Below are 25,375 nucleotides of genomic sequence, written 5' to 3'. Positions count from 1 at the left end.
GGATTCAGCCTTTCGAAGTAGATGACGTTGTCAGCCCGTGGCGGATGGCATCGGCCTCGTCCACTTCCTGCAGCGCGATGCCCTTGGTCTCCTTCAGCGATACAACGGCGACAACGGTGATGGCGCAAGCGACCACCAGATAGATGGCGGTGGGAACCCAGGATCCGGTGTCCTTGAGCCACTGGGTTGCCAGCAGCGGCGCAAGTGAGCCGGCGAAGATCGACGTGACCTGCGAGCCGAGTGAAACACCGGAGTAGCGCATGCGGGTGGGGAAGAGCTCGGACATGATGGCCGGCTGCCCGGCATACATGAAGGCGTGCAGGCAGAGGCCGATGGTTACGGCGAGCACAATCACCACGGCGTTTTTGGTATCGAACATGGGGAAGGCGAAGAACGGCCAGGTTGCGCCGGTGATCGCGCCCACAAGATACACGGGCTTGCGTCCCCACGAATCCACCAGGCGTCCCACCTGCGGGATGACCAGGAAGTGGATGACGTGGGCGATCAGCAGGGCCAGCAGGAGCGAGGAGGTGTCGTACTTGTGAACGCTCTTGAGGTAGACGATCGCGAAGCTCACCACGAGGTAGTACATGATGTTCTCTGCGAAGCGGAGGCCCATGGCCTGCAGGATGCCCTTGGGGTACTTGCGGATGACCTCGCCCACGCCGTAGCTGATGGCCTTGGACTCCTCCACCTGCGCCTTGGCTTCAAGGAAGATCGGGGCTTCGGTGACGTGGGTGCGGATGTAGTAGCCAACGAACACGATCACTGCGGAGAGCCAGAATGCGACACGCCAGCCCCAGCCGAGGAAGGCTTCGCTGCTGAGGGTGGTGGACATGACGAACAGGACCAGCGTGGCCAGGAGGTTACCCACCGGCACTGCGGCCTGTGGCCACGATGACCAGAAACCGCGGGACTTGTTGGGGCTGTGCTCAGCCACGAGCAGCACGGCGCCGCCCCATTCGCCGCCCAGCGCGAAGCCCTGGATGAAGCGGAGCGCCACCAGCATGGCCGGTGCCCAGTATCCGATGTCCATGAAACCCGGGAGGCAACCCATCAGGAAAGTGGAGACGCCCACGATCACGATGGTCAGCTGCAGGGTGGGCTTGCGGCCCAGCTTGTCGCCGATCTGGCCGAACACGATGCCACCGAGAGGGCGGGCAACGAATCCGACGGCATAGGTGATGAAAGCCTGGATGATGCCGTCCAGTTCATTGCCGGTGCTCGGGAAGAAGTACTTGCCGAAAACCAACGTGGCTGCCGTGGCGTACAGGAAGAACTCGTACCACTCCACCACGGTGCCCACCATCGAGGCCGCGACGATCTTCTTGAGTCCGGAGCCTTCGCCGGCCCCTTTCCCTGCTCTTGATGCGGAGCGCTGCTCTACGCTCATATCCATCTCCTCAGTGTCCTCTTTGACCCTTTTGAACGTGATGTGATCCACAACACGAAATGCTCCACTGAGTATTGCCGCAGATTTGTTGTCTCTCAATGACCAAAGAGGCACCCTATGTGTGCAAAATTGCAGATATGAAGCCGAACCCGGACGACCTCCTCATCTTCCTCGCCGTCTCACGTTCAGGAAAATTTACGACGGCGGCCCAAGCCCTGGGGCTCAACCACACCACTGTTTCGCGCAGGATAGCGGCGCTGGAGAAGGCGCTGGGCGGCAGGATCCTCGCGCGTGCCGCGGGCGGATGGGAGGTGACCGAGCTGGGTGCGGATGCCGTTCTGGTCGCAGAACGGATTGAGGCTGCGGTGGGCGCGCTGGGACCGTCCGACCGCGCGCCCGACCCCATTACCGGCGTCGTACGCATGACCGCGACCGATGGCTTCAGTGCCTATATCGCGGCCCCAGCTGTGGCGCGCTTGCGAAGGGAGCACCCTGGGCTGAGTGTGGAAATCGTGACGGTGACGCGCCGGGCGCTCCAGCAACGGTCCGGTTTGGACATCGAGGTGGTGGTGGGAACACCGCAGGTGCACCGTGCGGAGGCGGTCCGGCTGGGCGAGTACCGGTTGGGAATGTACGCCTCGCGCACCTACCTTGCGGACAACGGGACGCCCTCCAGCATTGAGGAACTGACGCAGCACCAGCTGGTGTATTTCGTGGACTCAATGCTGCAAGTGGATGACTTGGATGCTCCCCGCAGGCTGGTCCCCACCATGCGCGATGGCCTGAGTTCCACCAACGTTTTTGTCCATGTTGAAGCGACGCGGGCAGGCGCCGGCGTGGGATTCCTCCCCTGCTTCATGGCGGATCGGCACGCAGACCTGGTGCGGTTGCTGCCCTCGGACTTCGCCGAGCTTCTCCCCTACTGGATGGTCCTCCGCCCGGACTCCATGCGCCGCCCCGCGGTAGCCGCCGTCGTGCAGGCTTTACGCGAGGAAACGGAGAACCGGCGGGAAGAGCTGCTGGGCACCTGGGCCAAATGACGTTCATGGTTGCTGCATGGATACAGCCCTCCGAAGCCAGGCCGCCGCAAGCCAGGCCGTGACGAAGTCCGCAACGATAACTGCCAAAGCCGGGGCCACATGCGAGGAATGGGCCGCGGCCACGTCCGTCAAAGGCACGACGCCGTGCACGTGGTTCACGGGAGCAGCAACACCCATGATGAGCACCGCGTGCAGGACCGCCATTGCCAATGACATGCCCACAAGCATCCTGGCCGTACGCAGCGAGGGGGCGCGCCACATGGTCCAGGCGCAGGGGATGCAAACCAGAGCCATGCAGAGCCCCATGGCCATCATCCAGCCCCCGGACGAAACCATAGCGACGTGGGCTGCGATTCCGGCGCACGCCGCTGCGGCCGTTGCCTTTGACAGGAGCTGTTCCATGAATCAGCCGCCCAGGTCCGTGGCGTAATCGAGAACCAGCCCCTTGCGCCGGCGATACGCGGCGTACGCCCAACCGGCGGCAGCGGCCACCGGAATCAGCAAAAGCAGCAAACGCGCGGTCTCATCCGCTGCTCCCAGGAACTGGTAGTTCTGGATCGCCAGGACCAGGACACAGACCATTCCGAGCGCGGCAACGGCAGGAGCGACCCGCGTCGCCCACACATTTCCGGAGGCTTCATGCCGTGAAAAGAAGATGAGGATAGAGACGCTGACCAGAGAAAGGACAGCCAGCAGACCCACCGTGCCCAAGCCCACCAGCCAACTGTAGGTAACGGCCACAGGATCCGCTCCCGCCAGCGTAAAGGCGAGCATCACAACAGCAATGGTGCCCGTCACCGCCAAGGACGCAGCTGCCGGGTTGCCGTTGCCGCCCTTGGTAGCTCCCAGTCTCCGGGGCAGCGCCCCTGCCCGGGCAAGGGCGAAGACGTAACGTGAAATCATGCTCTGGAAGCCGATGAAGAGGGCCAGGAAACTTGTGGCCACCAGAATTTCCAGGAAGCGGGTAAACCCAGGCCCCATGGCACTTTCCGTGACGGCGAAGAAGAATCCAGCGGGATCTTCGGCGGCCATTGACTGCACAGCGTCTGGGCCGACGTGGACGGTGATCAACCAGCTTGTCACCGCGTAGAAGCCAGTGACGAAGCCCAGCGAGACGTAGACCGCACGCCGGATAGTGCGGCGGGGGTCCCGGGCTTCCTCCGAGAAGACCACGGTTGCCTCCAGCCCGCTGTAGCAGGTCATGGACAGCAGGAGGGCTACTCCGAAGCCAGGACCGATGACCACGGCTGGATCAAAGCCCGCCAGGGAATAACCCTGCGGCCCACCTTGAATCAGGAGGGCAACGGCAACAACCCCCAATGCCGCAACCTCAACAGCGAGCAGCATCACCAGGAGCTTGACGTTCACCGAGACACCTAGATAGCCAAGAACTCCGACGACCGCGATGCCGGCGAACGTGACCCAATACGCGTTGATGTCCAGCCCGAAGGTTCCAGCCGCCACCACCCCGGCGATTGCATAGAAGGCAACCAGGGCTGCCAGATAAAACAGCAAGGTGACGGCGGCTGTCGCCGTGCCGGCCGTGGGGCCCATGGCCCTGGCGACGTATGCCACGAAACCGCCGGCGTTCACCATGTGCCTGCTCATCGCAACGTAGCCCACGGAGAAGACAGCGAACAGAAGTCCGGCAATCAGGTAGCTGGCCGGAGTGGCCGGGCCGTGCACGGCAAAGATCACCGGAGTGGCCGCGGCCATGACGGACACGGGGGCAACAGCTGACACCACCAGACTGGCAATCGACAGTGTTCCCAAACGATTTCGGGTGAGCGCAGGGCCCCCTGGGTCGGTCAGCGTGGAATTTCGTCGCTCTGGGAGTTCTTCATTGGACATGGTTTTCTACTTTCTCTCAGATGACCACCGTCATTGGTGGCGATGAGCAGTTTCCGGTCTGGGGAGGGGAAGTCAGGGCGCCAGTGCGTGAACAACGCACTGGAAGGCTGGTTGTCGGGGGTCAATGAATGCGTAGTGGCCGGTTTCGGCGAGTACCGTCAGAGTGACGTCTTCACCTGCGGTCAAGGCGGCAGCGGCGTATCGGCGACTTTGAGTGGCGGGCACGGTCTGGTCATGGGTGCCGTGAAGCATCACATGACGTGCTCCTGTTGGCCACTTACGTCGCAGACGTGACGCCTTGTAGATCTCCGGGCTGTGGTCGGGTGACGCGCGGAGCCAGGTGGAAACTGCGCCGTCGTCGTCACCCGAACGTGCGGAATCCTCAAGGTCCGTGACTGCGGCCAGAGTGACCACGAGGTCCACCGGTTCCAGGGCCGAAGCCCACTCTGCGAGGTACCCACCGGCAGAGTGGCCCACCAGAGCAACCCTGCTGGATTCAGACGCTGCAGCGAAGGTGACCGCCCTGCGGATGTCATCGGTGGTTTCCCTGAAGCCGCCGTGGCCAGGGGCCGCACGCCGGTACTCCACATTCCACACAGTGAATCCCCGGCAGGCGAGGGCCCTCGAAAGTGGGGTATGTATTTCCCGCTTGTATTCTTCGGCGAAGAATCCTCCGTGGATGCTCACCACCACACGGCCCGTTGCGTTACCGACGGGCTGCCATACGTCGGCCACCTGGTCCTGGTGATCGCCATAATGCACAGTCCGCACGGAAACCGTGGCTCCATCGATACTCTCCCTGTCCCACTTTTCGAGGTCGGCGAACCAACTGTCCAGCAGACTGTCCGGCGGGTCATAGGCAGGCATCAGGAGGCCAGTTCCACCCGAAGGACCACAGCTACCGCGCTGTCCCCGGCGGCGCAGCCTGTGAACAGACCCGTGCCACCGCCGCGCAAAGTCAGCGCTTCGATCAGTTCGGCCATGGCCCGCATGCCCGTGGGCGCCTGGGGGTGGCCGTAGATCAAGCTCGACCCGTAAGGATTGAGCACCTCCGGATCCAGGCCAAGCTCACGGCAAAGCCACAGATCGTTGACGACGAAAGGATTGTGGGTTGTGACCACATCAAGAGCGCCCGGTTCAACGCCGGCGTCCCGGAGGGCGTGTCCAGCCGCAAGAACCGGCGCCTTTGGCATTGCCCCGAGTTCGGCTCGTCCTGTGCCCACCGAGAGTATTTGGGCAACGCCGTGATTGCTCAGCGACAAGGCACGGGGCCGGGTGGTGACCAACATCCCGGCCGCACCGTCGGCTGGATGGGTCTGGGATCCGGCGGTCACCACACCACCAAGCACCGTCGGCGCCAAGGCAGCCAAACCCTCCTTTGTGGACTCCCGGACACCCTCGTCCGCGTCAACCACCCGGACGGTTCCACGCGGTCCGGGGACTTCGACCGGGACGAAGTAGCGACGCTGAAATGCCCGGTCCCCAGCAAGGGCCCGCTGGTACTGCCCGGAACGAAGCAGGGTCATGTCGTCAAGCTGCGCCCTGGAGAATCCTGCTTCGCGGGCAACCCGCTCCGCGGTCTCAACCATCGGTTTCCCGGTAAGCGGATCGCGTGCAAAGTTGTCGAGCACCCAGTCCTCGGACTGAACACGGCCGGCCCCCGTGGGGTACACCAGATGGGGACCATTGCTGGTGCGGTCTGCGGTGACCGCCAGCACGAGTTCGTCCTCATTGCTGCCTTCGACAGTTTGCGCGGCGTGGGAGAGGACGGCGGCCGAGGTGGCGCAGGCTTGTGCAATCATGGGGCCGCCCAAGGTGGGGGCTCCGATCCGGTACGCCAAGCTCGGTGTCGCGTAAAAGGCCTCAGGCTGAGGAATTGTCATACCCAGCGCGATGTTGGTGAGCGAAGCGGGATCCACTCCACGGTCGGCGAGCGCCCGCCTGGTCACATCGGCAGCAACATCCAGGCTGGACAGAGATGCCAGGCTGCCCTGCCAACGGCTGAACGGTGTGGACCAGGCAGCCCCCAAGGGGATAAATGCGCGTTCGAACCTCATGCGCGTTCCCCTGTGTCCGTGGCGGCCTGCACCCGGATCAGGCGCGTTTTGCCTTCTGAACGTTCCAGGGTGCCACGTGGAACCAGCTCAACCTCGCAGCGGGCAATCAACCGATCACGCAGCTCCCGCTCAAGGTCCGTCTTGAGCGAGCCCGGATCTTCGGTCCCGCCGTGCTCAACGCGGAGATGCACGGGTGGCTCGACCAGGGGCGGTGTCTGGCTCAGCAGAATCTCAAAGACACCTGTTGTCCGCGGCGACATGGAGGCTACGACGTCGCTGATGGCTGACGGCCAGACGTTCACACCATTGACGATGAGGAGGTCGTCGGTTCGCCCAATGCAGGTGATGCGGGGAGACTGCCGGCCGCAGGGGCACAAACCGGCCCTGACGCGTACGCGGTCCCGCGTGCGGAAACGGATCAAGGGCACGCATTGTCGCGCAAGATGCGTTGTCACCAGCTCACCCTCGGCGCCGTCTACCCAGTCCATGACGTTCCCTGTATCAGGATCGATCAGTTCGAAAATGACGTGGTCTTCGGCGAGCAGGTGGTTCCCGTCAAATTCCCCGCACATAGCCGAGTAAACGGGCAGGACATCGGCGTTGCCAACGCTCTCGTAGACCTCCGCCCGGAAAGCCGACTCGATCTCCTGGCGGACCGACGGAATGGATCCGCCAGGTTCGGCCCCGACCAAAATTCGCCGGAATCCCAGGGTCCGGGGGTCTTCCCCCAACCGGTTTCGCATGTAATCGATGAGGTAGCGCGCGAAAGACGGTGTACAGGAGAGGACGGTTGCGCCCAGATCCCGTGCACTCTGTACCAAGCGGTCTGTAGCACCAATTCCAACGGGGACGAACGTCGCCCCTGTACGCTGCACTCCTTCGGCGAGCGGCAATCCGCCAACGAAGAAGCCCAACGCCAAGCCATGAATCACCACGTCGTCTTCGGTGACGCCCTGGCAGCGGTAGATACGGGCTGCGACCTCGGCCCAGGCGTCTGCGTCTTTTGCCGTGACGCCAACGTAGCTCGGCCGACCAGTGGTTCCGCTGGACGCGTGGACTCTCACCACATCCCTCAGTGCCGCGGCCGCGTGGTCGCCCAACGGAGGGGTTGTTAGCTGGCTTTCCCGTAGTTCAGACTTTTCCGTGAAGGGAAGAGCCGCCAGGTCTGCGATTGAACGGATCGCTGGGAAGTCGATGCCGGCGTCGGCAAACTTTTGCCGGTAAAACGTTGAGTGCTGTTGAACGTATTCGAGTTGGACCCGGAGCCGTTCTTCCTGGAGGTGACGGACCTGGCGGCGGTCGAGGCCCGCGGTTTCCGTCGTGGTGGCGGTTGCTTGCATTGTTGCTCCTGATGGCGTTAAGGCGCGGAGGCCTGGGGAGCGAGCCTGCCGCTGGTGTCATTTCTCTTGCGACCGGTGCCGGGTGACAAGGGCCGTAATTTGCTGCTTCAGTTCGTGGTCCTCAGAGATGACCAGCACCAGCCCCTGGCTGGGGTCCTCTTCCCCTGTGGAGGAACCGTGCTGGGCCGTCGCGAAAAGAGCGTGTGCGGACCGGCGGACAAGAACCCTTGCCCGGTCCAGCAGCGCTGGAAGATCGACGTTTTCCTGGAAAGCCCACGTGTCCAAAACACTGTCCACGGCCGCCACCAAACCCGCTGCGAAAATGCGGGCGGCAAGCTCCGTCTCCGACTGGCTTTCCTGGCCGCTGCTGTCCGGGTGGCCGAGCTGGCCGACGAGAAACTCCTCGAGGGCCAGCTCGTACGCACGGTCGGCAATACGTTCGTGATCACGCAAGGCCGGTTCGGTATGGACCAGCCGGTACCGTGGCCGGTATAGCTCCGGCTGTTCGAAATACTCGTGCGCGGATGCCAGGCTCACGTCGATGGCGGCCTCAATCGGGTCGGTGCTGAGCGCATGTGCCGCCAATGCCCCCTTGAACCTCTGGACACGTTCCTCATGGTCGGGGAAAGCGGCCTGCTCTTTGGTGGGGAAGTAACGGAAGAACGTGCGTGCCGCGATGCCGGCCTCCGCTGCAATCTCTTCGGCCGTGACGGCGTCATACCCGCGGTCGATGAACAATTTGATGGCAGTGGCTGCAATGGCGTATTTGCGACGCTCGCTCGTTGGCGACATGGGCTAGTACCTCCCGGTAGGGCTTCTAACAGTGACCCTCGCAGTGTCCCACGGCCTCGGAGGGAGGCACGTCGATTGCCGGACTCTGCGTAAAGAACCCCGATGGCTTGAGGGCGAAGCCCATCCGCGCTACAGGCATGACCGGCCAGTCTTCAGGACGGACCAAGTGGTGATGGCCCAGCGTGTACCACAGGACCACGTCCTCATCACGGATGTTCCGGTCCTCCGCAGTCCAGACTTGGAGTCCGTCCGCACCTGGATCCTGGTTCGGGAACATCCCGGCAGGGTACTTCTCGTCCTTGTTCCAAGGTGTCACCCACAGATGGTGGTACATGTACTCAGCCCGGGCGGCAATGGATGATCCCGGCTGGGCATAAGGCTTACAGTTCTCACCCGGCACCAACCGGTAGCCGGGGGTTCCGCCCAGCGCATTCTTGGTGGTGGAACTCTCGATCACCCATGAACGGGAGGTCTCCAAGTTCAGGTCACGGATTGCTTCCAACTCGGTGTTGAAGGTTGTCTTCACCGGATAGAAGGCGTTGCCGTAGGGGTTGCTTGGTCCGATAGGGTCCGCTTGGGTGTTGACCTCGGTGACGCGGTTCTGGATGCCGTCCACCATCGGGTCCAAGCGGACGCAGAAGAAGTGCTGATGGTGAGGCGCGTACAGGTTGGCGCCCAGCTTGGTCCCGTGCCGGTTCGTTTCGCCGTCGTGCAGGGCTCCGGTCTGGACGATGCCGGTAGCCTTGACTTCCAGCTCCATGGTGCCGTCCTGATAGAAGTACCAGTAGAACCCATACTCGTAGTTGCCGATGGTGGAGATGGACGAGATCACCAGGCGCCGGGAGCGGCGCACCTCGGTCTTGTCGGTGCGCTGGTCGTAATGCTTCCAAAGGATCCCGGCATCTTCCTCATGGAGGCAGATCACGTTGTTGCGGGGATCCAGGTCACCTTGGGCGCTGATGACCGTCGAGTCGAAGTAGTAGATCTCCCCGAGGCAGTCGCACCCAAGTTCCAGGGCGTTGGCGCACATTCCGAGCCCGTACTCACCAACATCAAATGCGTTCTTGCGACGCTGGGTGAGGGATGTGTCACCGTACGGAACGGTCATTTCCGCAATGGAAGCCCGGTACATGATCGACCGGTCGTTTCCGTTGTCGTTATAGCGGATGTCGTGCAGAACCAGGCCTTCACGCTGGCTGAAGCCGACTCGGAAACTCCACTTCTGCCAGTTGACCTTCCAGCCCTCGACGGTGAAACTCGGCCCTTGCGGCTGGACAATGTCGAGGGGCTTGATGTCCTCACGCATGGTGTCGATGAACTTGGCCCCATAGTTGGCGTCTTCCATCGGGACCGGGTAGACGTGCTCGTCCTCCAGCCCCACCAATTCCAGCGTGTCCAGATCGATAAGGGCCACCAGCCCGTCAACCGGGTGGGCGTACTGGTTGTCGTCGTTCTGGGACCGCATGTAGAAGACCCCCCGGGCGATGCGCCGCCCTTGCTCCTCCTCCACACCAAAGTTGCCAGCGGACCAAGGATCCACCATGACCATGGCGCGCTGCTGCAAGTCGAGGCCACGCTTGCGCAAAGCTTCCTGCACCCGCGGGTCGGATTTTGTCTCTATTTCGATGTCAACGAACTCATCGATAGTGATGGCCGGTTGCTGACCGGGCATGTCCGTCCAGGACAGAACCGATTTCTTGCGGACATCAACGCTGACCAGGTGGGTGACCCGGCGTCGTCCATCAAGAAGCAGCACTTCGGCTTGTCGCTCGATATCCGCGCCGCTGGCCAGTTGCTGTTTGGTGGGTTCCGTGAGTTCAATCGACGCGAACCGCATGTGGTAGTCAAAGCGGGCGTCGTGGCGGACTGTGCTGGCCACACGCTCGTATTCATCAGGGGACAGCGGGTCCAGCGGGTGCGCGAATTCTGCGAGTTCCTCCGCACGGGCGGCGTACCGCTCGCGGAGAGTCTGCACCTTACGAGCCCTGGTCACTGCCCGTTCGGGCGACCGGCGGGTGTCTCCAATCGACAGTCCGGTTGCCTGTTCTTCCAGGCTGAGACCCTGGGCCTCCTCCAATTGTTTGCTCATTTCACTTGCTCCTCTTCAGACACAACTCAGTAGGCAATGCACACCGACTTGGTCTCGGTGTAGTGCTCGATCGCCGCTTTGCCATGCTCACGGCCCAAGCCCGACTGCTTGAACCCTCCGAATGGCATGTTCGCGTCGAGGACGCCGTGGGTGTTGACCCATATGGTTCCTGCTTTGAGTCGGGGCACGAGTTCGTGGACCCGGCTGATGTTCTGGCTCCAGATACTCGCGGCCAAGGCATATTCGGAGTCGTTGGCCATTTCGACAAGTTGCTCAATATCGTCGTATGGCATGGCAACCAGCACGGGGCCGAAGATCTCTTCCTGGACCACCCTCATGGAATGATCGGTGTTCGCCAGGATGGTCGGTTCCACGAAATAGCCGGGCCCGTCGATGGCGTTTCCTCCCAGAATGACCTCGGCGCCCTCAGCGCGGCCTGACTCGATGTAGCTGCAGACACGGTCACGTTGTTCTGCCGAAATCAGGGGACCAAGATGAACATTGGAGTCAAAGGGTGACCCGATACGAAGGCTGTCAGCGAGTGACGTGATCCTCGTAAGGTATTCGTCGTAGCGCCGACGTGGCAGATACAGCCGCGAGCCGGCAACGCATTGCTGGCCGGAGTTGAAGAAGAGCGCACGCAACATCCCCGCACCAATGAATTCCGGGTCAATGTCGTCCAGCACCACTACCGGGGACTTGCCGCCCAGCTCCAGCGAGGTCCGGGTCATGTTCTTCATGGCCTCGATACCGATGAGCTTGCCGACGCTGGTGGAGCCGGTGAAAGCGATTTTGTCGATCCCCGGGTGCTTGCTCAGCGCCGCGCCAGCCTGGTGACCCAACCCGGTGACGACGTTGAGGACGCCGGGCGGGAAGCCGGCCTCGAGCACGAGCTCGGCGAGCAGCAGCGCGGTCAGCGGGGTTTGCTCTGCCGGTTTGAGCACCACAGTGCACCCGGTGGCAAGCGCCGGTGCTACCTTCCACACAGCCATGAGATGGGGGAAGTTCCACGGCACGATGGCAGCCACTACACCCACTGGCTCACGCCGGGTGAAGGCATGGAACCGCGTGCCGTCGTCGTCGGTGGGCGAAAGGTCGAAGGTGCTGCCCTCGATCTTGGTGGCCCACCCGGCCATGTACCGGATGTAGTCGGCCGCCATGCCGACCTCAACGGTCCGGGCGACATCGAGAAGCTTTCCCTGCTCAAGGGCTTCCAAGGCCGCGATCTCCTCGCCGCGCTCCTCGATGAGGTCGGCGAGGCGGTGCATCAGCTGAGCGCGCTGATGCGGCAGCACCGAGCCCCACCGTCCCTCCAACGCTATCCGGGCGGCGCTCACCGCGAGGTCCACATCCAGCTCGTCGCCAGCGGGAACTTTGGCGATGAAGCCGCCCGTGGACGGATCAACGACGTCGATCTCCGCGCCACTTGCGGCATCCACCCACTGGTCCGCGATCAGCATCCGATGCGCACGTGCAAGGAAGGAATCGAGGACCTGGGGTGGAACAAACTCTGTTGAAACAAACATATGACACACCTCACTAAATGACAGTAAGTGACAGATTAGTGGCATTCACTGACAAGCACAATAGGTAAGGCGGAATTGCTGAAGAGGTTGCGTGGTTGAGGCTTTCGCCGAGGTGGCAGGAAGGGGCCGTGAGGCTAGGAGTAGGACCCCAGCGGAATCACCAGGGGCGTATGGCTCACGGGGTCGTCGATCACCATGCATGGCAGGCCGAACACGTGCTCCACCAGCTCGGCCGTCACCACATCTGCAGGCCGGCCCTCGGCAACCACCGCGCCGTCCTTCATCGCGATCAGATGCGTGGCATAGCGGCAGGCGTGGTTGAGATCGTGGAGCACGGCCACCAGGGTGTTGCCTTCGCGATTGAGCCGGCGGAACAGTTCCAGAAGCTCGATCTGGTGCGCGATATCAAGGAACGTAGTGGGCTCATCCAACAAAAGCAGCGGGGTTTGCTGGGCGAGGACCATGGCCACCCACACGCGTTGCCGCTGCCCACCGGAGAGCTCGTCTACCAAACGGCCGGACAGCCCACCAACATTGGTAGCTTCCAACGCCTGAAGCACCGCGTCCTCATCTGCCTCAGACCACTGCCGCAACAACTTCTGGTGCGGGTAGCGCCCCCTGGCAACGAGGTCCGCCACGGTGATTCCGTCGGGCGCGATGGAGCTTTGCGGCAACAAGCCGAGACGTCGGGCCACTTCCTTGGCCCCGAAGGACGAGATGCTCTTGCCGTCCAACAGCACGGACCCGGAGCTGGGCTCCAGCAGCCGGGACAGCGCCCGCAGCAGCGTCGACTTACCGCAAGCGTTCGGGCCCACAATCACGGTGAACTCACCGTCGGGGATGCGAACATCCAAGGCGGAAGACACCGTGCGTCCAGCGTAGCCAAGGCTCACATTCCGGGCGCTGAGCCGCGAACCAGAGAGGCCCGAACCAGCGGGACGCGCGGCACCCGGCGCCGAACCAGGAACAACTACCGATTCAACCAACACGTCAGACATAGCAGTCTCCTTCAATTCTTCAGTCATTGCCGCTTCACTTCACGGGCAAGGAGCCATACGAGGTAGCAGCCACCGATACTGACGGTCACCACACCCACGGGCAGTTGGATCGGCGCGAAAAGGTTCTGCGCCACGATGTCGCTGGCCACCAAAAGGAACGCACCCATGGCGGCCGACGGAACCATTCCCACAGAAGCGGAGCGGGTGAGGCGGCGTGCCAGCTGCGGGGCAGCCAGGGAAACAAAGGCGATCGGGCCGGCAGCAGCAGTGACCATTGCCGTCAAAGCCACACCCACCACGGCGAGGACCAGCCGCGAGCCTTCCAGCCGAACGCCCAAGGCCCGGGCGGCGTCGTCGCCCATCTCCAAGAGGCCCAGCCGCCGCCCGTAAGCTGACAACACCGCCAGCAGCACCACGAAGACGGCCACCACCGGCAGCACCTGATCCCACGTGATCTTGTTCAGGGAACCGGCACCCCAAACGGCCGCGGACATGGCCTGTTCAAGCGAGGCCTTGAGGATCATGAAGGTGTTCACCGAGGCCAACATGGCGCTCACAGCGATGCCCGCAATAATGAGCCGGAAACCCTGGATGCCCTTCTTGTAGGCGAACAAGTACACGAGTGCCGCGGTTACCAGACCACCCACCAGCGCACCGGCAGACACTGCAAAGTAGCCGCCGCCCATCAGCAGAATGACCATCAGCGCGCCGGTGTAGGCGCCGGTGTTGAAGCCGATCACATCCGGACTTCCCAGCGCATTGCGGGTCAGAGATTGGAAGATTGCCCCGCTGACCCCCATGGCCGCCCCCAACAACAAGGCCAGGAGGACGCGGGGCAGTCTCCACTCCACCACCACCATGTGCACGGCGCCGCTGGAGTGACCCAGCAGCGCAGAAACAACGTCCGGTACCGCAACGCTGAACTCGCCCAAGCCAAGGGCGACGACGGCGAGCGCCAGGGCGGCGGCAAACAGGACGGCGGTGACAACCAGGGTGCGGACGTCGATGCGAAGTGAGACGCGTCCGCCAAAGCGCCGGATGGCGAAGGTGCGCCGGCCGAAGTCGATGGACGCCGCCTGGTCAAGGGAAGTCGCTTGGTCAACCGAAGTCACAGGGTGCTCACTTTCCGGCGTCGGATGAGCCAAATGAGGACGGGCGCCCCAACGAAAGCGGTGATGATTCCTACCTGCATTTCGCCGGGGCGGAGAACAAGGCGCCCCACGATGTCGGACACGAGCAGCAGCACGGGCGAGAGCACCAGGGTGTAGGCCAGTATCCAGCGCTGGTCCGGGCCGACGATCCAGCGGGAAACGTGCGGGATCATGAGGCCCACGAAACCGACGGGGCCGGCGGCTGCCGTCGCGGCGCCGCAAAGCAAGGTGACGGACACGATGGTCCAGATCCGGGTGCGCACGATGTTGGCGCCGAGTGACCTGGCAGTGTCATCCCCCATTGCCACGGCATTCAGGGGCCGGGCCATGGCCAGCGCTATGAGCGTTCCAACAATGATGAACGGCGCCACCGTGGTGAAGATTTCCCACGTGCGGTTGCTCAAGGTGCCCGCGCTCCAACTGCGCATGCTGTCGAAAACGGCAGGGCGCAGGAGCGTGATGCCGGACGAAATACCGCCCAGGACAGCTCCCAGGGCAACTCCGGCGAGGGTGAGGCGGAGCGGGGTTGTCCCGCCCCTCCCCCTTGACCCGATGAAGTACACGGCCACAGTAGCCACCACTGCGCCCGCGAAGGAGAACCAGATATATTCCTGAATGCTGGTGACTCCAAAGAGCGCTACACCCAGGACCACGAAGAACCCCGCACCAGCGTTGACGCCCAGGATGCCGGGGTCCGCCAACGGGTTGCGTGTCAGCGCCTGGATCAGCGCCCCGGACAGCCCGAGGGCAATGCCCACCACCACTCCGGTGACAGTGCGGGGCAGGCGGAGGTCGTGGATGATCACGTGCTCCGGCGAGCCGTCGTACGCGATGATCGCCGGCCAAAGCTTGCCCATGTCCACATCCTTGGAGCCCACCACCAGGCTCAACCACAGGACCAGTGCCAATGCGGCAACAGCTGCGAGTAATCCCAGCAGCCGGTATCGGTTCATGGCCACCAAGCCCGCTGGGCGTGGACCACCCGGGCGCGCGCCCTTGGCTGAAACCGGCGCCGCGTCCTGCACTTCAGTGACAGCAGAACGCGGCGCCATGGTTCCGGACGCCATTTAGAGGCCCAGCAATTCGAACTTGGCGTCCTGCAGATCCACGATTTCCTCGCGATCCCGCTTCTCGTTGGACCAGAGGTCGTCGAACCAGCGGCGGGTGTCGGCGTCGAGGTTTTCCCAGCGCTCTTCCCAGGCTTCGCTCTTGTCCGTCCAGTAGCCGATCAGCTTGTAGGACCCGGGCGTGAGCTTCTTGTCGTGCCGAAGGTACTTGCGGATCCCGCGCAGCACCTTGGTCTCGCCGGCCACCCAGATGTAGCCTGTGCCGCCGGGAAGTTCCATGGAACGCAGGACCTCGTCAAGACGGGACTGGCTGTGGCCGTTCCCGCCGTAAATCCAGGCCACCTCGGTTCCAGCACCGAGCGTGAGCTCCTGTTGGTGGGATGGGTCCTCAACCTCGATCAGCACCCGGGTCCGGACACCGGGCGGCGTCTGCTCGACGAGGCGTGCCACTGCCGGCAGGCCGGTGGCGTCTGCCAGCAGGATCTGCCATTGCAGGCCCGCCGGCGGTTCATACAGTCCGGTTGGAGAGTTGAGCCCGACGACGTCACCCATCTGGGCGCGCTGAGCCCAGGAAGCTGCCAATCCGCCGTCGTGAACCACGAAGTCGATGTCCACGGTTCCTGCGGGAGCGTCCACGGCGCGGACCGTGTACGTCCGCATGGCGGACGGCTCGACGCCCTCCGACCAGTCCCAGGAGTCCCCGGTGGAAATGGGCAGGCGTGCTTCATGGGTGCCGGGATCCGGCAGGAACACGCGGAGGTATTCGTCGCCGACACCTGTCGTTTCGAAGCCGGCGAGCCCGGGACCGCCGAAGGTAATCCGCACCATTCCAGGAGTCAGCAGGCGCGTGGAAATGACCTCGGCCCGGTAGATGCCCATCATGGCAGGAGCGCCTTTTCGATCTTCTCCAGCAGGGCGTACTGTCCGCTCGGGGAGCCGTAGATCATTTCGAGGTCGTACGTGTGGATTTCCTTGTTCGCAACGAAGGGCAGCGAGGTCCACAGCTTGTTGTTTGCCAGCGGCGCGAAGGCGTCCGGGTTGGCGCCGTCCTTTTCCGGAACCTCGGTGGTGATTGCGACGTCGATGCCGTTGAGCTGTTCGAGCTGCTCTGCACTCAGCTTGGCGCCTTCACCATCGGCCAGTGGGGAGATCTTCAAGCCCAGGTCCTTGATGACCAGGCATGGCGTTCCGTAGCAGCTGACGGAAACCTGGTCCTCGTAGTAGTCCACAGGACCCACCACGAGGTCACTCTTGCCGGCGGCAGCAAGACGCTTCTTCACGTCGTCCACCTTCGCCTGGTACTTGTCCATCCACGCCTGGTACTGCCCGGTCTTGCCAAACGCCTCGGCCACGGTCTTGAACTTGGTGCGCCAGTCGCTGCCGTCGAATCCGTTGAAAGTGTAGGTCGGGGCGATGTCGGAGAGCTTGGCGTCAAGCTCCTTCTCGTAACCCAGGCCGTTCAGGATGACATCCGGCTGCGCCTTGAGGATGGCCTCAAAGTTGAACTCCGGGTAGTTGGTGAACGGCGTGATGCCCTCCAGCGCCTTCTGGTCGAAGAAGTACGGGAAGCCGTTGTAGCCACTGTCACGGATGGGCTGCTGGCTCGCGAGTGGGATGCCGAGGGTGATGAGCATGTCCAGGTCAGTGGTGTACATGCCCAGGGCCTTTTTCGGCTCGGCCGGCATGACAACTTCCTTGACCTCGCTTTGGACCGTCCGGGTTGCTGATGTGGTGGTGGCGCTGGCGTCAGTGGTGGCGCAACCGCTCAAGAGCAGAGCTGCGGAAGCCAAGGCCGCAACGGCGGCAGACATGGTTTTAGAGCGTGAAATCACTGCGGTCCTCTTGATTCTCAGGGGAGACGGAGAGCTCCCGGTAGCGGCCGCATGTATCTGAACTGGCCGCCGAAGTTAGGTATACCTACCCTAACAATGCCTGAGCGTCGAAAACCGGTGGATTCTATTCGGAACCGGCCAAAGAGTGGTGGTTTCCGGCCTTAAGCGAGGATACGTACCAGCCGGGAGTGTGCCCCATGACCTTTCGGAACACCTGGACGAAGGCGCTGGGATTGTTGTAGCCCACCCGCCTGCTGACGGACGAAACGGGATACCCGGCCGCCAGCATTCCCAGCGCCACGCGCACCCGGGCGTGGATGCGCCACTGTGCAAACGTCATGCCGGTTTCCTTATGGAACAGGCGGGACAGGTTGCGGACACTGATGGACACTTCAACGCTCCATTCCTCCAACGAGCGGTCCAGGGCAGGGTCGTCCAGGAGGGCGCGGGCAATAAGCTCCAGCCGCGGATCGGTGGGCATCGGCAGCAGCATGGGGCGCGCATCCACTACGTCGAGCAACCCCAGCACCACCTGCTCCGAACGCTTCCTCAGGGAGTCGTCCATGTCGAAGGCGCTCATATGGCGCAACAGCTCCTGAGCGGCAGTGGGCACCGTGACCGCCACAGTCCGAGCTGCCAGGTTCGGGGCAACCCGCGCATCAATATGCGAACAGTAAAACCCGGTCCCCTGCGTGGATTTCACGGCATGGACCACGCCCGCGGGAATCCAGAGCCCCAAGGTGGCCGGAACAGCATAGAAGCCACCGTCGGCCTCAACGGTCAGCACACCCCGGGCGCCCCACAGCAGCTCATGGGTTTCGTGGACATGGTCAGTCCACGTCGCGGGCGTGGCGCACTCGAAGTATCCCGTGTAGACGCCGTACACCGGAAAGGACGCCGGGTCCTCGTCGGGGGCATCCGGCCGCAAGTCCGGCTCTGCATCCACCGGCGGTACGGACTGTCCGGATTGCGATAAAGCTTGGCGGGTCATCTGGCCTTCTTGAAGTTAGGTGAGCCTTACTATGGTAAGCATGCCCTCCAGTTCCGCCATTCCGTCCTGCCCACCCGGGCGTAACAAGCAAGCACCTTGGAAGGTCTCCAGACTTTTCACCGTCGCACTGTTCGCCAATGGCCGCTGGAAGCTCCTGCTGGCCGGTTGTGCCGGGCTTGGACTGCATCAGGTCAGCGAGGCTTTGGTCCCTGCAACCATCGGCGCCGCAGTGGACAACGCCATTCAACCGAACAATTTCGGCGCCCTCCTCGGATGGCTCGGCGCGTTGGCTGTGGTGTTCGTCGTGCTGGCACTTTCCTGGCGGCTTGGCACACTGGCCACCGAGCGTTCCTTCCTTCTGAGCTCCCACGACCTCCGGCAACTTGCCGTGGAGCGCACCCTGCACCCCCGCGGGATGGCCGCCCGGCGCGCACCCGGCGAAATTGTTGCCATTGCATCCTCCGACGCTGACAGGGTGGCCGGCTTGGCGTGGCTGATCGCCGGTGCCCTCGCTGCCACGGCCGGCGTCGTCACATCAGCCGTAACACTCCTCCTCATTTCCGTCCCTCTGGGACTGGCCGTTCTCATTGCGACTCCCGTGATGCTGTTGGTCATGCGCCGGCTCACCAAACCCTTGGAGGACCGAAGCGACGTGGAGCAGTCGACGGCGGCCCGCGCCGGCGCCCTGGCGACGGACTTCATCACGGGATCACGACCCCTCAAAGGTTTGGGCGCCGAAGATGCAGCAGTGACCCGCTATCGGACCGCCAGCCGGACATCCTTGGTGGCGGGGTTGCGGGCTGTCCGTTCCCGATCTGCCTATAACGGCGCCAGCACCGCGCTGTCGGCAGCGTTCCTGGCCGGAATCGCCTTCTTCGCGGCCTGGTTCGCCGTCCAGGGCAGCATCACTGTGGGGCAGTTGGTAGCAGTTGTTGGCGTGACGCAATTCGTTCAGGGCCCCATGACCGCACTTGGCTTCCTCAGCGTCGAACTCGCCCGGAAGCGCGCCTCAGCTGCCCGCATAGCAGTCCTGCTCGCGGAACCGGACGCTGTCCCCGCACCTGAATCAGAAGAACGCACGACGGCGGCAGCCAACCCAGCAGCAACGCTCGCCTCCCAGGGCGAACCAGTGCCGCTGCTGGAACTCCGGCCCGGCTCCGGCGACGCTGCTTTCCCTCCCTTCACAGCCTCGGCAGGTGAAATCGTGGGCGTCGTGCTTCCCAGCGGCACTCAAGCCCGGCTCCTGGTGGACACCCTGGGCTTTCGCACGCCCGCTCCCCGCGGATTGGTGGCCATCGATGGCCAGGACGCCGCAGACCTGGACCCGGTCCACTTCCGGTCCAGGATCTTCGCAGACAGCCATGACGGAGTACTGTTCCGCGGCAGTGTCCGCGAAAACATCGCAGTAGCCAGCACCGAACTGCAGGAGCGCGCCATGGCGGCTGCCGCCGTCGAGGACTTCGTCCCGCAACTGCCGGGAGGCACCGAAACTATCCTCACCGGACATGGCCAGAGCCTGTCCGGCGGCCAGCGGCAGCGGCTGGTCCTTGGCCGATCCCTGCACCAGCAGCAACCGGTACTGGTCCTGCACGACCCCACAACCGCCGTCGACACCGCCACCGAAGCTGTGATCGCCGACGGACTGCGCAACTTCCCGGACAAGGCCTTGGTCCTCGTGACCACCAGCCCCACGCTGCTGGCCGTGTGCCATCGGGTGGTGGTGGGCGGAGCCGACGGGACGTCTGAAACCGGTACACACCGCGAACTTCTTGCCACGTCCCCTGATTACCGCGAGGTGGTGGGCTCTTGAGCGCCGACATCCTTCCCATTGCCACCCCCCGTGAGACCCGGAAGGCCATGTGGCGCCTGCTGGCGCAGCGCCCGGGCCGGCTCGCCCTGACCATAATTGTCTTGCTCGCGGCGTCCTGTTGCGGACTGGCGGCCCCGGCGATCCTGGGCATCATGGTCAACATCGCAGCCAGCGGTGGCGACGTCATGTCCCTCCTCTGGCTGGCGATCGGGCTCTTGGTTGCCGGTGGTCTGGGTGCCCTGCTGGGCATTATGGGTCAGAACCTGCTGGCACGGATCTGCGAGGAGGCCCTGGCCGGGCTGCGCGAGGAAGTGTTCGCTGCAGCTGTCCGCAAGCCGCTCGCGAAACTGGAAAAGGCCGGCATCGGCGACGTCGTGGCCCGCGTGTCCGGCGATGTCGAAGCCGTCAGCGAAGCGATCTCGGGAGTCCTGCCCGCGTTCACCAGCGCGGCCTTCACCATCGCTGTGACGCTGCTGGGTCTGGGCGTGATCGACTGGCGTTTCGCCGTCGCGGTGCTCATTGCCGCGCCGTTGCAGATCTTCACCTTGCGCTGGTTCCTCAAGCGAACCGCCCCTATCTACCGGACCGTTCGGATCACCGAGGCCAACCGGACGGAGCAGATCATCGAGACAGTCCATGGTTCACCGTCTGTCCTGGCTTTGGGCATCGGTTCACGCCACGCTGATCTTGTTGCTGCAGCTTCCCAGGAGAACATCGGCCATGCACTCAAGGGCGTCAACTACCTGACCCGTTTCTACAACCGACTCAATTTGGCCGAGCTCATCGGTTTGTCCGCCGTGCTGGTGGTGGGCTTCTGGCTCCACGCCGAGGGCGCCGTGACAATTGGTGCCGCCACGGCCGCTGCCCTGTACTTCTACCGGCTGTTCGATCCGATCGGCCTGGTCCTGGGACAGTTCGACGAGCTCCAGAAGGCAGCTGCCGGTTTGGGCCGGATGTTCGGGCTGACCATGTCCGCGGCGCCGACCACCGTCCCGGCCATGGCCCCGCTTACTGACGCAGTCCCGCTTAATGCCGCAGGCGTCGTCCTGGACGAGGTCACCTTTGCTTATCCCGGTCAGCGGCCCGCACTCCACGGTGTCTCGCTCACCGTGAGGCCCGGCGAGCGCGTGGCGATCGTAGGAACCTCGGGCGCCGGCAAGACCACCCTGGCCAAGGTGATCATGGGATTGGAGCACCCGCAGAGCGGGACCGCATGGGTGGGCGGGGTGGACTCCGCCGCAGCTCCGCCGTCAGATCTTCATGAGCGCATCGCAATGGTCAGCCAGGAAGTGCACGTCTTTTCCGGCACACTCGCCGAGGACCTCCTCCTCGCCAAGCCCGATGCTTCACCCGGGGAACTCGCGCACGCCCTGCACGCCGTGGGTGCTTCCTGGTTTGAAACGCTCGACGACGGACTGGAAACTCCCGTAGGCGCCGGCGGCCACCAGCTCACCCCGGAGCAGGCACAGCAACTGGCTCTTGCCCGCCTGATGCTCAAGGACCCGCCCATTGCAGTCCTCGACGAAGCCACGGCAGAGGCGGGAACAGGGTCTGCCACCATGCTGGATCAGGCAGCCGAAGCCGCCCTGGCGGGCAGGACCTCAGTGGTGATCGCGCACCGCTTGTCCCAGGCTGCCACCGCGGACACCGTAGTAGTGATGGAGCATGGGCGGATTGTCGAGTCGGGGTCGCACGCGGAATTGCTGGTCAACGGCGGGCGCTATGCCCATCTGTGGGAAGCGTGGAACAGCTCACTCAGCCGGAATTGAAGCCTCGGCGGCGCGTTCGGCAACCGGATCGTGCCGCACCGGCGTTCCGGCGGCGAACGCGCGTACCTTGGCATCATCCCAAATGTGCGCGGGAACGCCTCCGCCCAAGAGCCTGCGGGCCAGTGTGGGGTCGTCGCCGAACGGCGCGTGGCTGCCGGCCATGATCATGTTCCCGTAGCGCCGGCCCTTGAGCATTGCCGGGTCCGCGATGATCATGGTGTGCTCGAACGTGTCCGCGATGGTGGCGGCGTCGGCCCGGGCGTTCTTGAGGTCCGGAGCGTCACCGGAATTGACGACGTACAGCCCATCGGGGGCGAGGACCGAGTCCGCATGCGCCGTGAACTCGCGGGTGATGAGTGCCCGGGGCGTGAAGGCACCAGCGAACACATCGCGGATGATGAGATCGCGCGTGTCCGGAGTGAGCGACTCTGTCACTTCCCGCGCCTCGCCCACGCGAATCCGCAGCAGAGGGGCCTTGGGAAGGTCGAACCAGCCGCGGACGTAGTCAGCCAACTTTCCGTCCAGCTCAACAACTACCTGTCGCGCTTCCGGGTAGGCAGCGTGGAAGTACCGTGCCATGGAGCACGCTCCCCCGCCAAGATGCAGGGCACGCAGCTTCGGCTTTTGCTCCCGAGGCCAACGTGATTCAACCAAGGCAGCGATCCAGCGCATGTACTCAAAATCCAGGAACAGCGGATCGGCGAGGTCAATGTGCGAGCTCATGACCCCGTTGATCTTGAGCAGCCAGCCATTGGAGTTGTCCTGGTCCGGGATGAGCTCGCAGTCGCCGGTATCGATGTAGTAAATCCCGGCGACCGGACCGTCAGGACGGGTTCCGGCCGGCACCTCGACGACTCCCGTCGTCGACTTCTTACCGCGTTTCGCCACTACTTCCGCCCTGCCTGAGTCATGCTTCAAGCCTAGTGGAGCCAGAGCCACACCAGTGATAAGGATGCTTACAGTTTTACTGCCTGGGCCATAAGATCTCATCATGGAGCTTGGCGAATTGGTGTGGGCGGAGGTTTTGACCGTCGCGGTGGCCTGGCTGACTGTTGTCTGCCTGCTGCTGGCCCGAGTGCCCAAACCGCCGGGCTTGCTGGACTCGCCGCTGGACATGGATCAGCCCGAAGACCCGGAATCCCGTTATGAGGATTTCCGGCAAGGCCTGCGGTCTACCAACGTCGGGCTTCGCGGATGGAAGTGGGTTCGTAGACCATGACCGAGCCAACCGCCGGCGCCAGGCAGGTCAGCTGACACGGCGGTGAGCGGCGGGCCTGCAGTTCCACATCGATATGCGCCGGGCGGGGCGGGCGGCCGGTGATGTGGATGCGCCAGTACTCGCCCTCACGCACGGTCTCGGTAACCACATAATCGTTCCGCCCGGCGGGGCCGAACTGGCCGAGCACGGCCGCCACGGCTGCTTGTTGTGGTGGGAAGAGATCCGTATACCCGCGGAGATACTCTGCGTGGATGCGGCCCGAGAGGTGTTCCCCGACCGTAGCAACGGAGGACTCCGCGTCGAGCCCGCCGTAGTACACCCCGTCGGGGACGATGACGGCGTTGGCCGCGAACCTGTCACCGCCAATGTGGGAGCACTCCCACACCAGCTCTGGCCAACGCTCACCGAGAGCACGTCCCACGGGTCGTCCGCGCACTGCGCAGCAGGCGTCATGCTGACCATGGGCGCAGACCAGGATGACCGGCGGGAAACCGGGCCTTCCGGGAGAGGCCAGGGCCGAAGCAATCTGCGCCAGGTCCACATCCCGGTCCCACGTTCCCCATAGTTGCAGATACGCGCCGGAGCTTTGATGACGCAGAACGGCCCAACGGCCGGGACCGGGGCGCCGGCGGGTGCCGGGCCGCCGCACCAGGAGAACCCGCGCATTCGCCGTCCGCGCGGCGGCTAATACGAGGGCTTTGGTCCCTGCCTCCAGATTGAGGCCCTCGAAGCCATTGGGCGGCCACCCGCCCCGGTACTCGATGAGGATCCACACCAAGCCTGGCGGCGCGGTACCTGCCATCGAGTCGCCCCGCATCCGGGCGCTTTCCGCGCAGAAGAACCGTCCTGTCGCAGCCACTGGGGACGTCACGGTTCGAGGCCCCTGTTCAACTCAGGCCACTGTTCAACTCAAGGTCACCGTTCAACTCAAGGTCACTGTTCAACGGGGACGAGAACTCCTGCGCGCAACAGCCTTTCGACGAGTTCAACGCCGAGATCAGACGCCAAGTGATTCCCGCCGTCCATCAGGCGCCGTACGGACGGCAGGTTCGCCTCGGGGAAGTCGAGCCAGCCCACGCGCGTCGTCAAGCGTGAGCCCTCGAGACGCGCTTCCAGTGCATCCCGAAGCCGCACCGACGACTCGGGGCCGAGGCCCTCGATGGCCGCGAGCTGGGCTACCGGTCCAAGCGGGGCCGGGCGTCCCTGTCCCCTCCGGGCGCGGTGGAAAAGGGAAGTGGTGTCGGCGTCAAGGACAGCAGCGGCGAGACGCTCACGGATGGCGGCGATCTCCCCATCGGGTCCATCCACTCCCAACGGCAAGGATCGGCGCATCCCGGGATCGTCTCCCAGCGCTGCCAGTGCGGCCTGTGCGAGGTGTTCAGCCAGCGCATGGCGGGTCCAGTTGTGGACTCCCAATGTCAGATGGATGGAGACCTTGCCCTGCGCCTGGGCGGCATGCAACCAACCACGCGGCAAGTAGAGGACATCGCCTGGTTCCAGGACCGTGTCGATATAAGCCTCGCCTTGAGCGGCCTCCGCGACGGCGGAGCGGCGATCGGTCCAAGGCTGGCTCCGCAGCGGGTCCTCATGGACAGGCTCATGGATGATCCAGCGCTTGGTGCCCTCGATCTGCAGGACGAAGACGTCGTGGACGTCATAGTGGTCATCGAAACCACGGTTCTGAGGCGGGGTGATATAGGCATTGGCCTGCACAGGATGGCCAAGCTCGGTGCTCAGCTGAGTGCTGAAGCGCGACACGGGCTCCCATGTGCGGTGCAGCGCCTGCAGGACGAGGGTGGCACCGTCGGCAAATTTGCGCCAAAGCTCAGTGTCGTCGAGCTGGTCCCCGATAGTGGCACCCACACCCGCCGGGGCAGTGAACGAAGACTCGGGAAGTGTGGAGCCACCCTTGGCGACCCGCAGGAAAGGCGTCCGTAGTCCTCGGCGCGAAATCAGTTCGTCAACGGCGTTGGCTGAGAACACGTCGGAGAAGTCGCTGACACCACGCGTGAGCAGCGCAGCGCGCCCCCAGACGTCGTTGGCGAACCTCTCACGGCCGATGTCAATCAGGCGTGTTTCCAAGACCCCGGCGCCGTTCACCGCGCCGAGGTCCTGGAAATCAGTGCTGGTGGAGCTCAAACTCAGCTGCCTCGTTGTTCGGCACCGCCATCAGCGCCACCGTCGGCGCCACCGTCAGCGCCGCCATCAGCGCCGCCGTCGTGGGTGCCCGGGGTGCCGTCCGCGCCACCGTCCGCGGGGCCTTCAGCACCACCGTCTGCGCCCCCATCGGCACCGCCATCAGCGCCGCCGTCGTGGACGCCCGGGGTGCCGGCCGCGCCACCGTCCGCGGGGCCTTCAGCACCACCGTCTGCGCCACCGTCTGCGCCCCCATCGGCACCGCCATCAGCGCCGCCGTCGTGGACGCCCGGGGTGCCGGCCGCGCCACCGTC

At 63.9% G+C, this 25,375-nt stretch carries 23 protein-coding genes; 5 read left to right on the top strand and 18 right to left on the bottom strand.

Annotated features, from left to right (window positions below):
* Positions 1–4 precede the first annotated feature (4 nt).
* Positions 5–1,393: an MFS transporter gene (locus N7568_RS13700; RefSeq protein WP_261610356.1), complete on the bottom strand. Its 1,389-nt coding sequence runs from the start codon at positions 1,391–1,393 to the stop codon at positions 5–7.
* A gap of 137 nt (positions 1,394–1,530) precedes the next feature.
* Between N7568_RS13700 and N7568_RS13695 the strand changes: the two genes are divergently transcribed.
* Complete coding sequence (locus N7568_RS13695; protein ID WP_261610355.1) at positions 1,531–2,433, top strand: LysR family transcriptional regulator; 903 nt, start codon at positions 1,531–1,533, stop codon at positions 2,431–2,433.
* Positions 2,434–2,436: 3 nt separating this feature from the next.
* Here N7568_RS13695 and N7568_RS13690 read toward each other — a convergent pair whose 3' ends face one another.
* The 14 genes from N7568_RS13690 to N7568_RS13625 all read right to left on the bottom strand — a co-directional run bounded on the left by N7568_RS13690 (position 2,437) and on the right by N7568_RS13625 (position 18,127).
* Positions 2,437–2,835 carry a hypothetical protein gene (locus tag N7568_RS13690; RefSeq protein ID WP_261610354.1) on the bottom strand — a complete coding sequence of 133 codons (399 nt, stop codon included), beginning with the start codon at positions 2,833–2,835 and terminating at the stop codon, positions 2,437–2,439.
* A 3-nt stretch (positions 2,836–2,838) separates the two neighbouring features.
* On the bottom strand, positions 2,839–4,284 hold the full coding sequence (locus N7568_RS13685; RefSeq protein ID WP_261610353.1) for an APC family permease: 1,446 nt from the start codon (positions 4,282–4,284) through the stop codon (positions 2,839–2,841).
* A 72-nt stretch (positions 4,285–4,356) separates the two neighbouring features.
* Positions 4,357–5,151, bottom strand: coding sequence for an alpha/beta hydrolase family protein (locus N7568_RS13680; RefSeq protein ID WP_261610352.1), 795 nt, complete (start codon positions 5,149–5,151; stop codon positions 4,357–4,359).
* A complete protein-coding gene (locus N7568_RS13675; protein ID WP_261610351.1) occupies positions 5,151–6,341 on the bottom strand; it encodes a thiolase family protein in 1,191 nt (396 codons plus the stop codon). Before N7568_RS13675 ends, N7568_RS13680 begins: the two co-directional genes overlap by 1 nt.
* Positions 6,338–7,681, bottom strand: coding sequence for a phenylacetate--CoA ligase family protein (locus tag N7568_RS13670; RefSeq protein ID WP_261610350.1), 1,344 nt, complete (start codon positions 7,679–7,681; stop codon positions 6,338–6,340). Before N7568_RS13670 ends, N7568_RS13675 begins: the two co-directional genes overlap by 4 nt.
* Before the next feature lie 57 nt (positions 7,682–7,738).
* Positions 7,739–8,473: a TetR family transcriptional regulator gene (locus N7568_RS13665; RefSeq protein ID WP_261610349.1), complete on the bottom strand. Its 735-nt coding sequence runs from the start codon at positions 8,471–8,473 to the stop codon at positions 7,739–7,741.
* 25 nt (positions 8,474–8,498) lie between these two features.
* Positions 8,499–10,562 carry a primary-amine oxidase gene (locus N7568_RS13660; RefSeq protein ID WP_261610348.1) on the bottom strand — a complete coding sequence of 688 codons (2,064 nt, stop codon included), beginning with the start codon at positions 10,560–10,562 and terminating at the stop codon, positions 8,499–8,501.
* Positions 10,563–10,588: 26 nt separating this feature from the next.
* On the bottom strand, positions 10,589–12,088 hold the full coding sequence (locus tag N7568_RS13655) for an aldehyde dehydrogenase family protein (protein ID WP_261610347.1): 1,500 nt from the start codon (positions 12,086–12,088) through the stop codon (positions 10,589–10,591).
* A 134-nt stretch (positions 12,089–12,222) separates the two neighbouring features.
* Positions 12,223–13,086 carry an ABC transporter ATP-binding protein gene (locus N7568_RS13650; RefSeq protein WP_261610346.1) on the bottom strand — a complete coding sequence of 288 codons (864 nt, stop codon included), beginning with the start codon at positions 13,084–13,086 and terminating at the stop codon, positions 12,223–12,225.
* A gap of 23 nt (positions 13,087–13,109) precedes the next feature.
* A complete protein-coding gene (locus N7568_RS13645; RefSeq protein ID WP_261610345.1) occupies positions 13,110–14,198 on the bottom strand; it encodes a FecCD family ABC transporter permease in 1,089 nt (362 codons plus the stop codon).
* On the bottom strand, positions 14,195–15,304 hold the full coding sequence (locus N7568_RS13640; protein WP_261610344.1) for an iron chelate uptake ABC transporter family permease subunit: 1,110 nt from the start codon (positions 15,302–15,304) through the stop codon (positions 14,195–14,197). The genes N7568_RS13645 and N7568_RS13640 overlap by 4 nt, the downstream gene beginning before the upstream one ends.
* Entirely contained in the window at positions 15,305–16,186 is an 882-nt protein-coding gene (locus tag N7568_RS13635; RefSeq protein ID WP_261610343.1) for a siderophore-interacting protein, read from the bottom strand.
* Positions 16,183–17,115, bottom strand: coding sequence for an ABC transporter substrate-binding protein (locus tag N7568_RS13630; protein WP_261610342.1), 933 nt, complete (start codon positions 17,113–17,115; stop codon positions 16,183–16,185). The genes N7568_RS13635 and N7568_RS13630 overlap by 4 nt, the downstream gene beginning before the upstream one ends.
* Positions 17,116–17,260: 145 nt before the next feature.
* Complete coding sequence (locus tag N7568_RS13625; protein ID WP_261610341.1) at positions 17,261–18,127, bottom strand: helix-turn-helix domain-containing protein; 867 nt, start codon at positions 18,125–18,127, stop codon at positions 17,261–17,263.
* Between the two features lie 40 nt (positions 18,128–18,167).
* Between N7568_RS13625 and N7568_RS13620 the strand changes: the two genes are divergently transcribed.
* Together N7568_RS13620 and N7568_RS13615 are read left to right on the top strand one after the other, a co-directional pair.
* Positions 18,168–19,937, top strand: coding sequence for an ABC transporter ATP-binding protein (locus tag N7568_RS13620; RefSeq protein WP_261610340.1), 1,770 nt, complete (start codon positions 18,168–18,170; stop codon positions 19,935–19,937).
* Positions 19,934–21,706, top strand: coding sequence for an ABC transporter ATP-binding protein (locus tag N7568_RS13615; protein ID WP_261610339.1), 1,773 nt, complete (start codon positions 19,934–19,936; stop codon positions 21,704–21,706). The genes N7568_RS13620 and N7568_RS13615 overlap by 4 nt, the downstream gene beginning before the upstream one ends.
* On the opposite strand, the gene N7568_RS13610 is transcribed toward N7568_RS13615, so the two are convergent.
* On the bottom strand, positions 21,689–22,594 hold the full coding sequence (locus N7568_RS13610) for a spermidine synthase (RefSeq protein WP_261610338.1): 906 nt from the start codon (positions 22,592–22,594) through the stop codon (positions 21,689–21,691). The two genes, N7568_RS13615 and N7568_RS13610, sit on opposite strands and share 18 nt — an antisense overlap.
* A gap of 103 nt (positions 22,595–22,697) precedes the next feature.
* Here N7568_RS13610 and N7568_RS13605 point away from each other — a divergent pair, with 103 nt between their 5' ends.
* Positions 22,698–22,925, top strand: coding sequence for a hypothetical protein (locus tag N7568_RS13605; RefSeq protein ID WP_261610337.1), 228 nt, complete (start codon positions 22,698–22,700; stop codon positions 22,923–22,925).
* Here N7568_RS13605 and N7568_RS13600 read toward each other — a convergent pair.
* Both N7568_RS13600 and N7568_RS13595 read right to left on the bottom strand, forming a co-directional pair.
* Entirely contained in the window at positions 22,879–23,727 is an 849-nt protein-coding gene (locus N7568_RS13600) for a sucrase ferredoxin (protein ID WP_306422924.1), read from the bottom strand. The genes N7568_RS13605 and N7568_RS13600 overlap by 47 nt on opposite strands.
* 131 nt (positions 23,728–23,858) lie before the next feature.
* Positions 23,859–25,064: a cupin domain-containing protein gene (locus N7568_RS13595; RefSeq protein ID WP_261610335.1), complete on the bottom strand. Its 1,206-nt coding sequence runs from the start codon at positions 25,062–25,064 to the stop codon at positions 23,859–23,861.
* A 14-nt stretch (positions 25,065–25,078) separates the two neighbouring features.
* Here N7568_RS13595 and N7568_RS13590 point away from each other — a divergent pair.
* Positions 25,079–25,375: hypothetical protein (locus N7568_RS13590; RefSeq protein ID WP_261610334.1), on the top strand; the 297-nt coding region annotated here is incomplete at its 3' end.

Source organism: Paenarthrobacter aurescens, assembly GCF_025421775.1.
In the GTDB taxonomy this organism is placed as follows: Bacteria; Actinomycetota; Actinomycetes; order Actinomycetales; family Micrococcaceae; genus Arthrobacter; species Arthrobacter aurescens_B.
This window is presented reverse-complemented; position numbering and strand designations above follow the sequence as displayed.

Excerpts from the sequence above, each read along its gene's own strand:
- N7568_RS13680 (WP_261610352.1), bottom strand. The coding sequence starts at position 5,151 with ATGCCTGCCTATGACCCGCCGGACAGTCTGCTGGACAGTTGGTTCGCC.
- N7568_RS13650 (WP_261610346.1), bottom strand. The coding sequence starts at position 13,086 with ATGTCTGACGTGTTGGTTGAATCGGTAGTTGTTCCTGGTTCGGCGCCG.
- N7568_RS13600 (WP_306422924.1), bottom strand. The coding sequence starts at position 23,727 with ATGGCAGGTACCGCGCCGCCAGGCTTGGTGTGGATCCTCATCGAGTAC.
- N7568_RS13605 (WP_261610337.1), top strand. The coding sequence starts at position 22,698 with ATGGAGCTTGGCGAATTGGTGTGGGCGGAGGTTTTGACCGTCGCGGTG.
- N7568_RS13695 (WP_261610355.1), top strand. The coding sequence starts at position 1,531 with ATGAAGCCGAACCCGGACGACCTCCTCATCTTCCTCGCCGTCTCACGT.
- N7568_RS13675 (WP_261610351.1), bottom strand. The coding sequence starts at position 6,341 with ATGAGGTTCGAACGCGCATTTATCCCCTTGGGGGCTGCCTGGTCCACA.
- N7568_RS13665 (WP_261610349.1), bottom strand. The coding sequence starts at position 8,473 with ATGTCGCCAACGAGCGAGCGTCGCAAATACGCCATTGCAGCCACTGCC.
- N7568_RS13655 (WP_261610347.1), bottom strand. The coding sequence starts at position 12,088 with ATGTTTGTTTCAACAGAGTTTGTTCCACCCCAGGTCCTCGATTCCTTC.
- N7568_RS13660 (WP_261610348.1), bottom strand. The coding sequence starts at position 10,562 with ATGAGCAAACAATTGGAGGAGGCCCAGGGTCTCAGCCTGGAAGAACAG.
- N7568_RS13700 (WP_261610356.1), bottom strand. The coding sequence starts at position 1,393 with ATGAGCGTAGAGCAGCGCTCCGCATCAAGAGCAGGGAAAGGGGCCGGC.
- N7568_RS13625 (WP_261610341.1), bottom strand. The coding sequence starts at position 18,127 with ATGACCCGCCAAGCTTTATCGCAATCCGGACAGTCCGTACCGCCGGTG.
- N7568_RS13690 (WP_261610354.1), bottom strand. The coding sequence starts at position 2,835 with ATGGAACAGCTCCTGTCAAAGGCAACGGCCGCAGCGGCGTGCGCCGGA.
- N7568_RS13640 (WP_261610344.1), bottom strand. The coding sequence starts at position 15,304 with ATGGCGTCCGGAACCATGGCGCCGCGTTCTGCTGTCACTGAAGTGCAG.
- N7568_RS13635 (WP_261610343.1), bottom strand. The coding sequence starts at position 16,186 with ATGATGGGCATCTACCGGGCCGAGGTCATTTCCACGCGCCTGCTGACT.
- N7568_RS13620 (WP_261610340.1), top strand. The coding sequence starts at position 18,168 with ATGCCCTCCAGTTCCGCCATTCCGTCCTGCCCACCCGGGCGTAACAAG.
- N7568_RS13630 (WP_261610342.1), bottom strand. The coding sequence starts at position 17,115 with ATGTCTGCCGCCGTTGCGGCCTTGGCTTCCGCAGCTCTGCTCTTGAGC.
- N7568_RS13685 (WP_261610353.1), bottom strand. The coding sequence starts at position 4,284 with ATGTCCAATGAAGAACTCCCAGAGCGACGAAATTCCACGCTGACCGAC.
- N7568_RS13670 (WP_261610350.1), bottom strand. The coding sequence starts at position 7,681 with ATGCAAGCAACCGCCACCACGACGGAAACCGCGGGCCTCGACCGCCGC.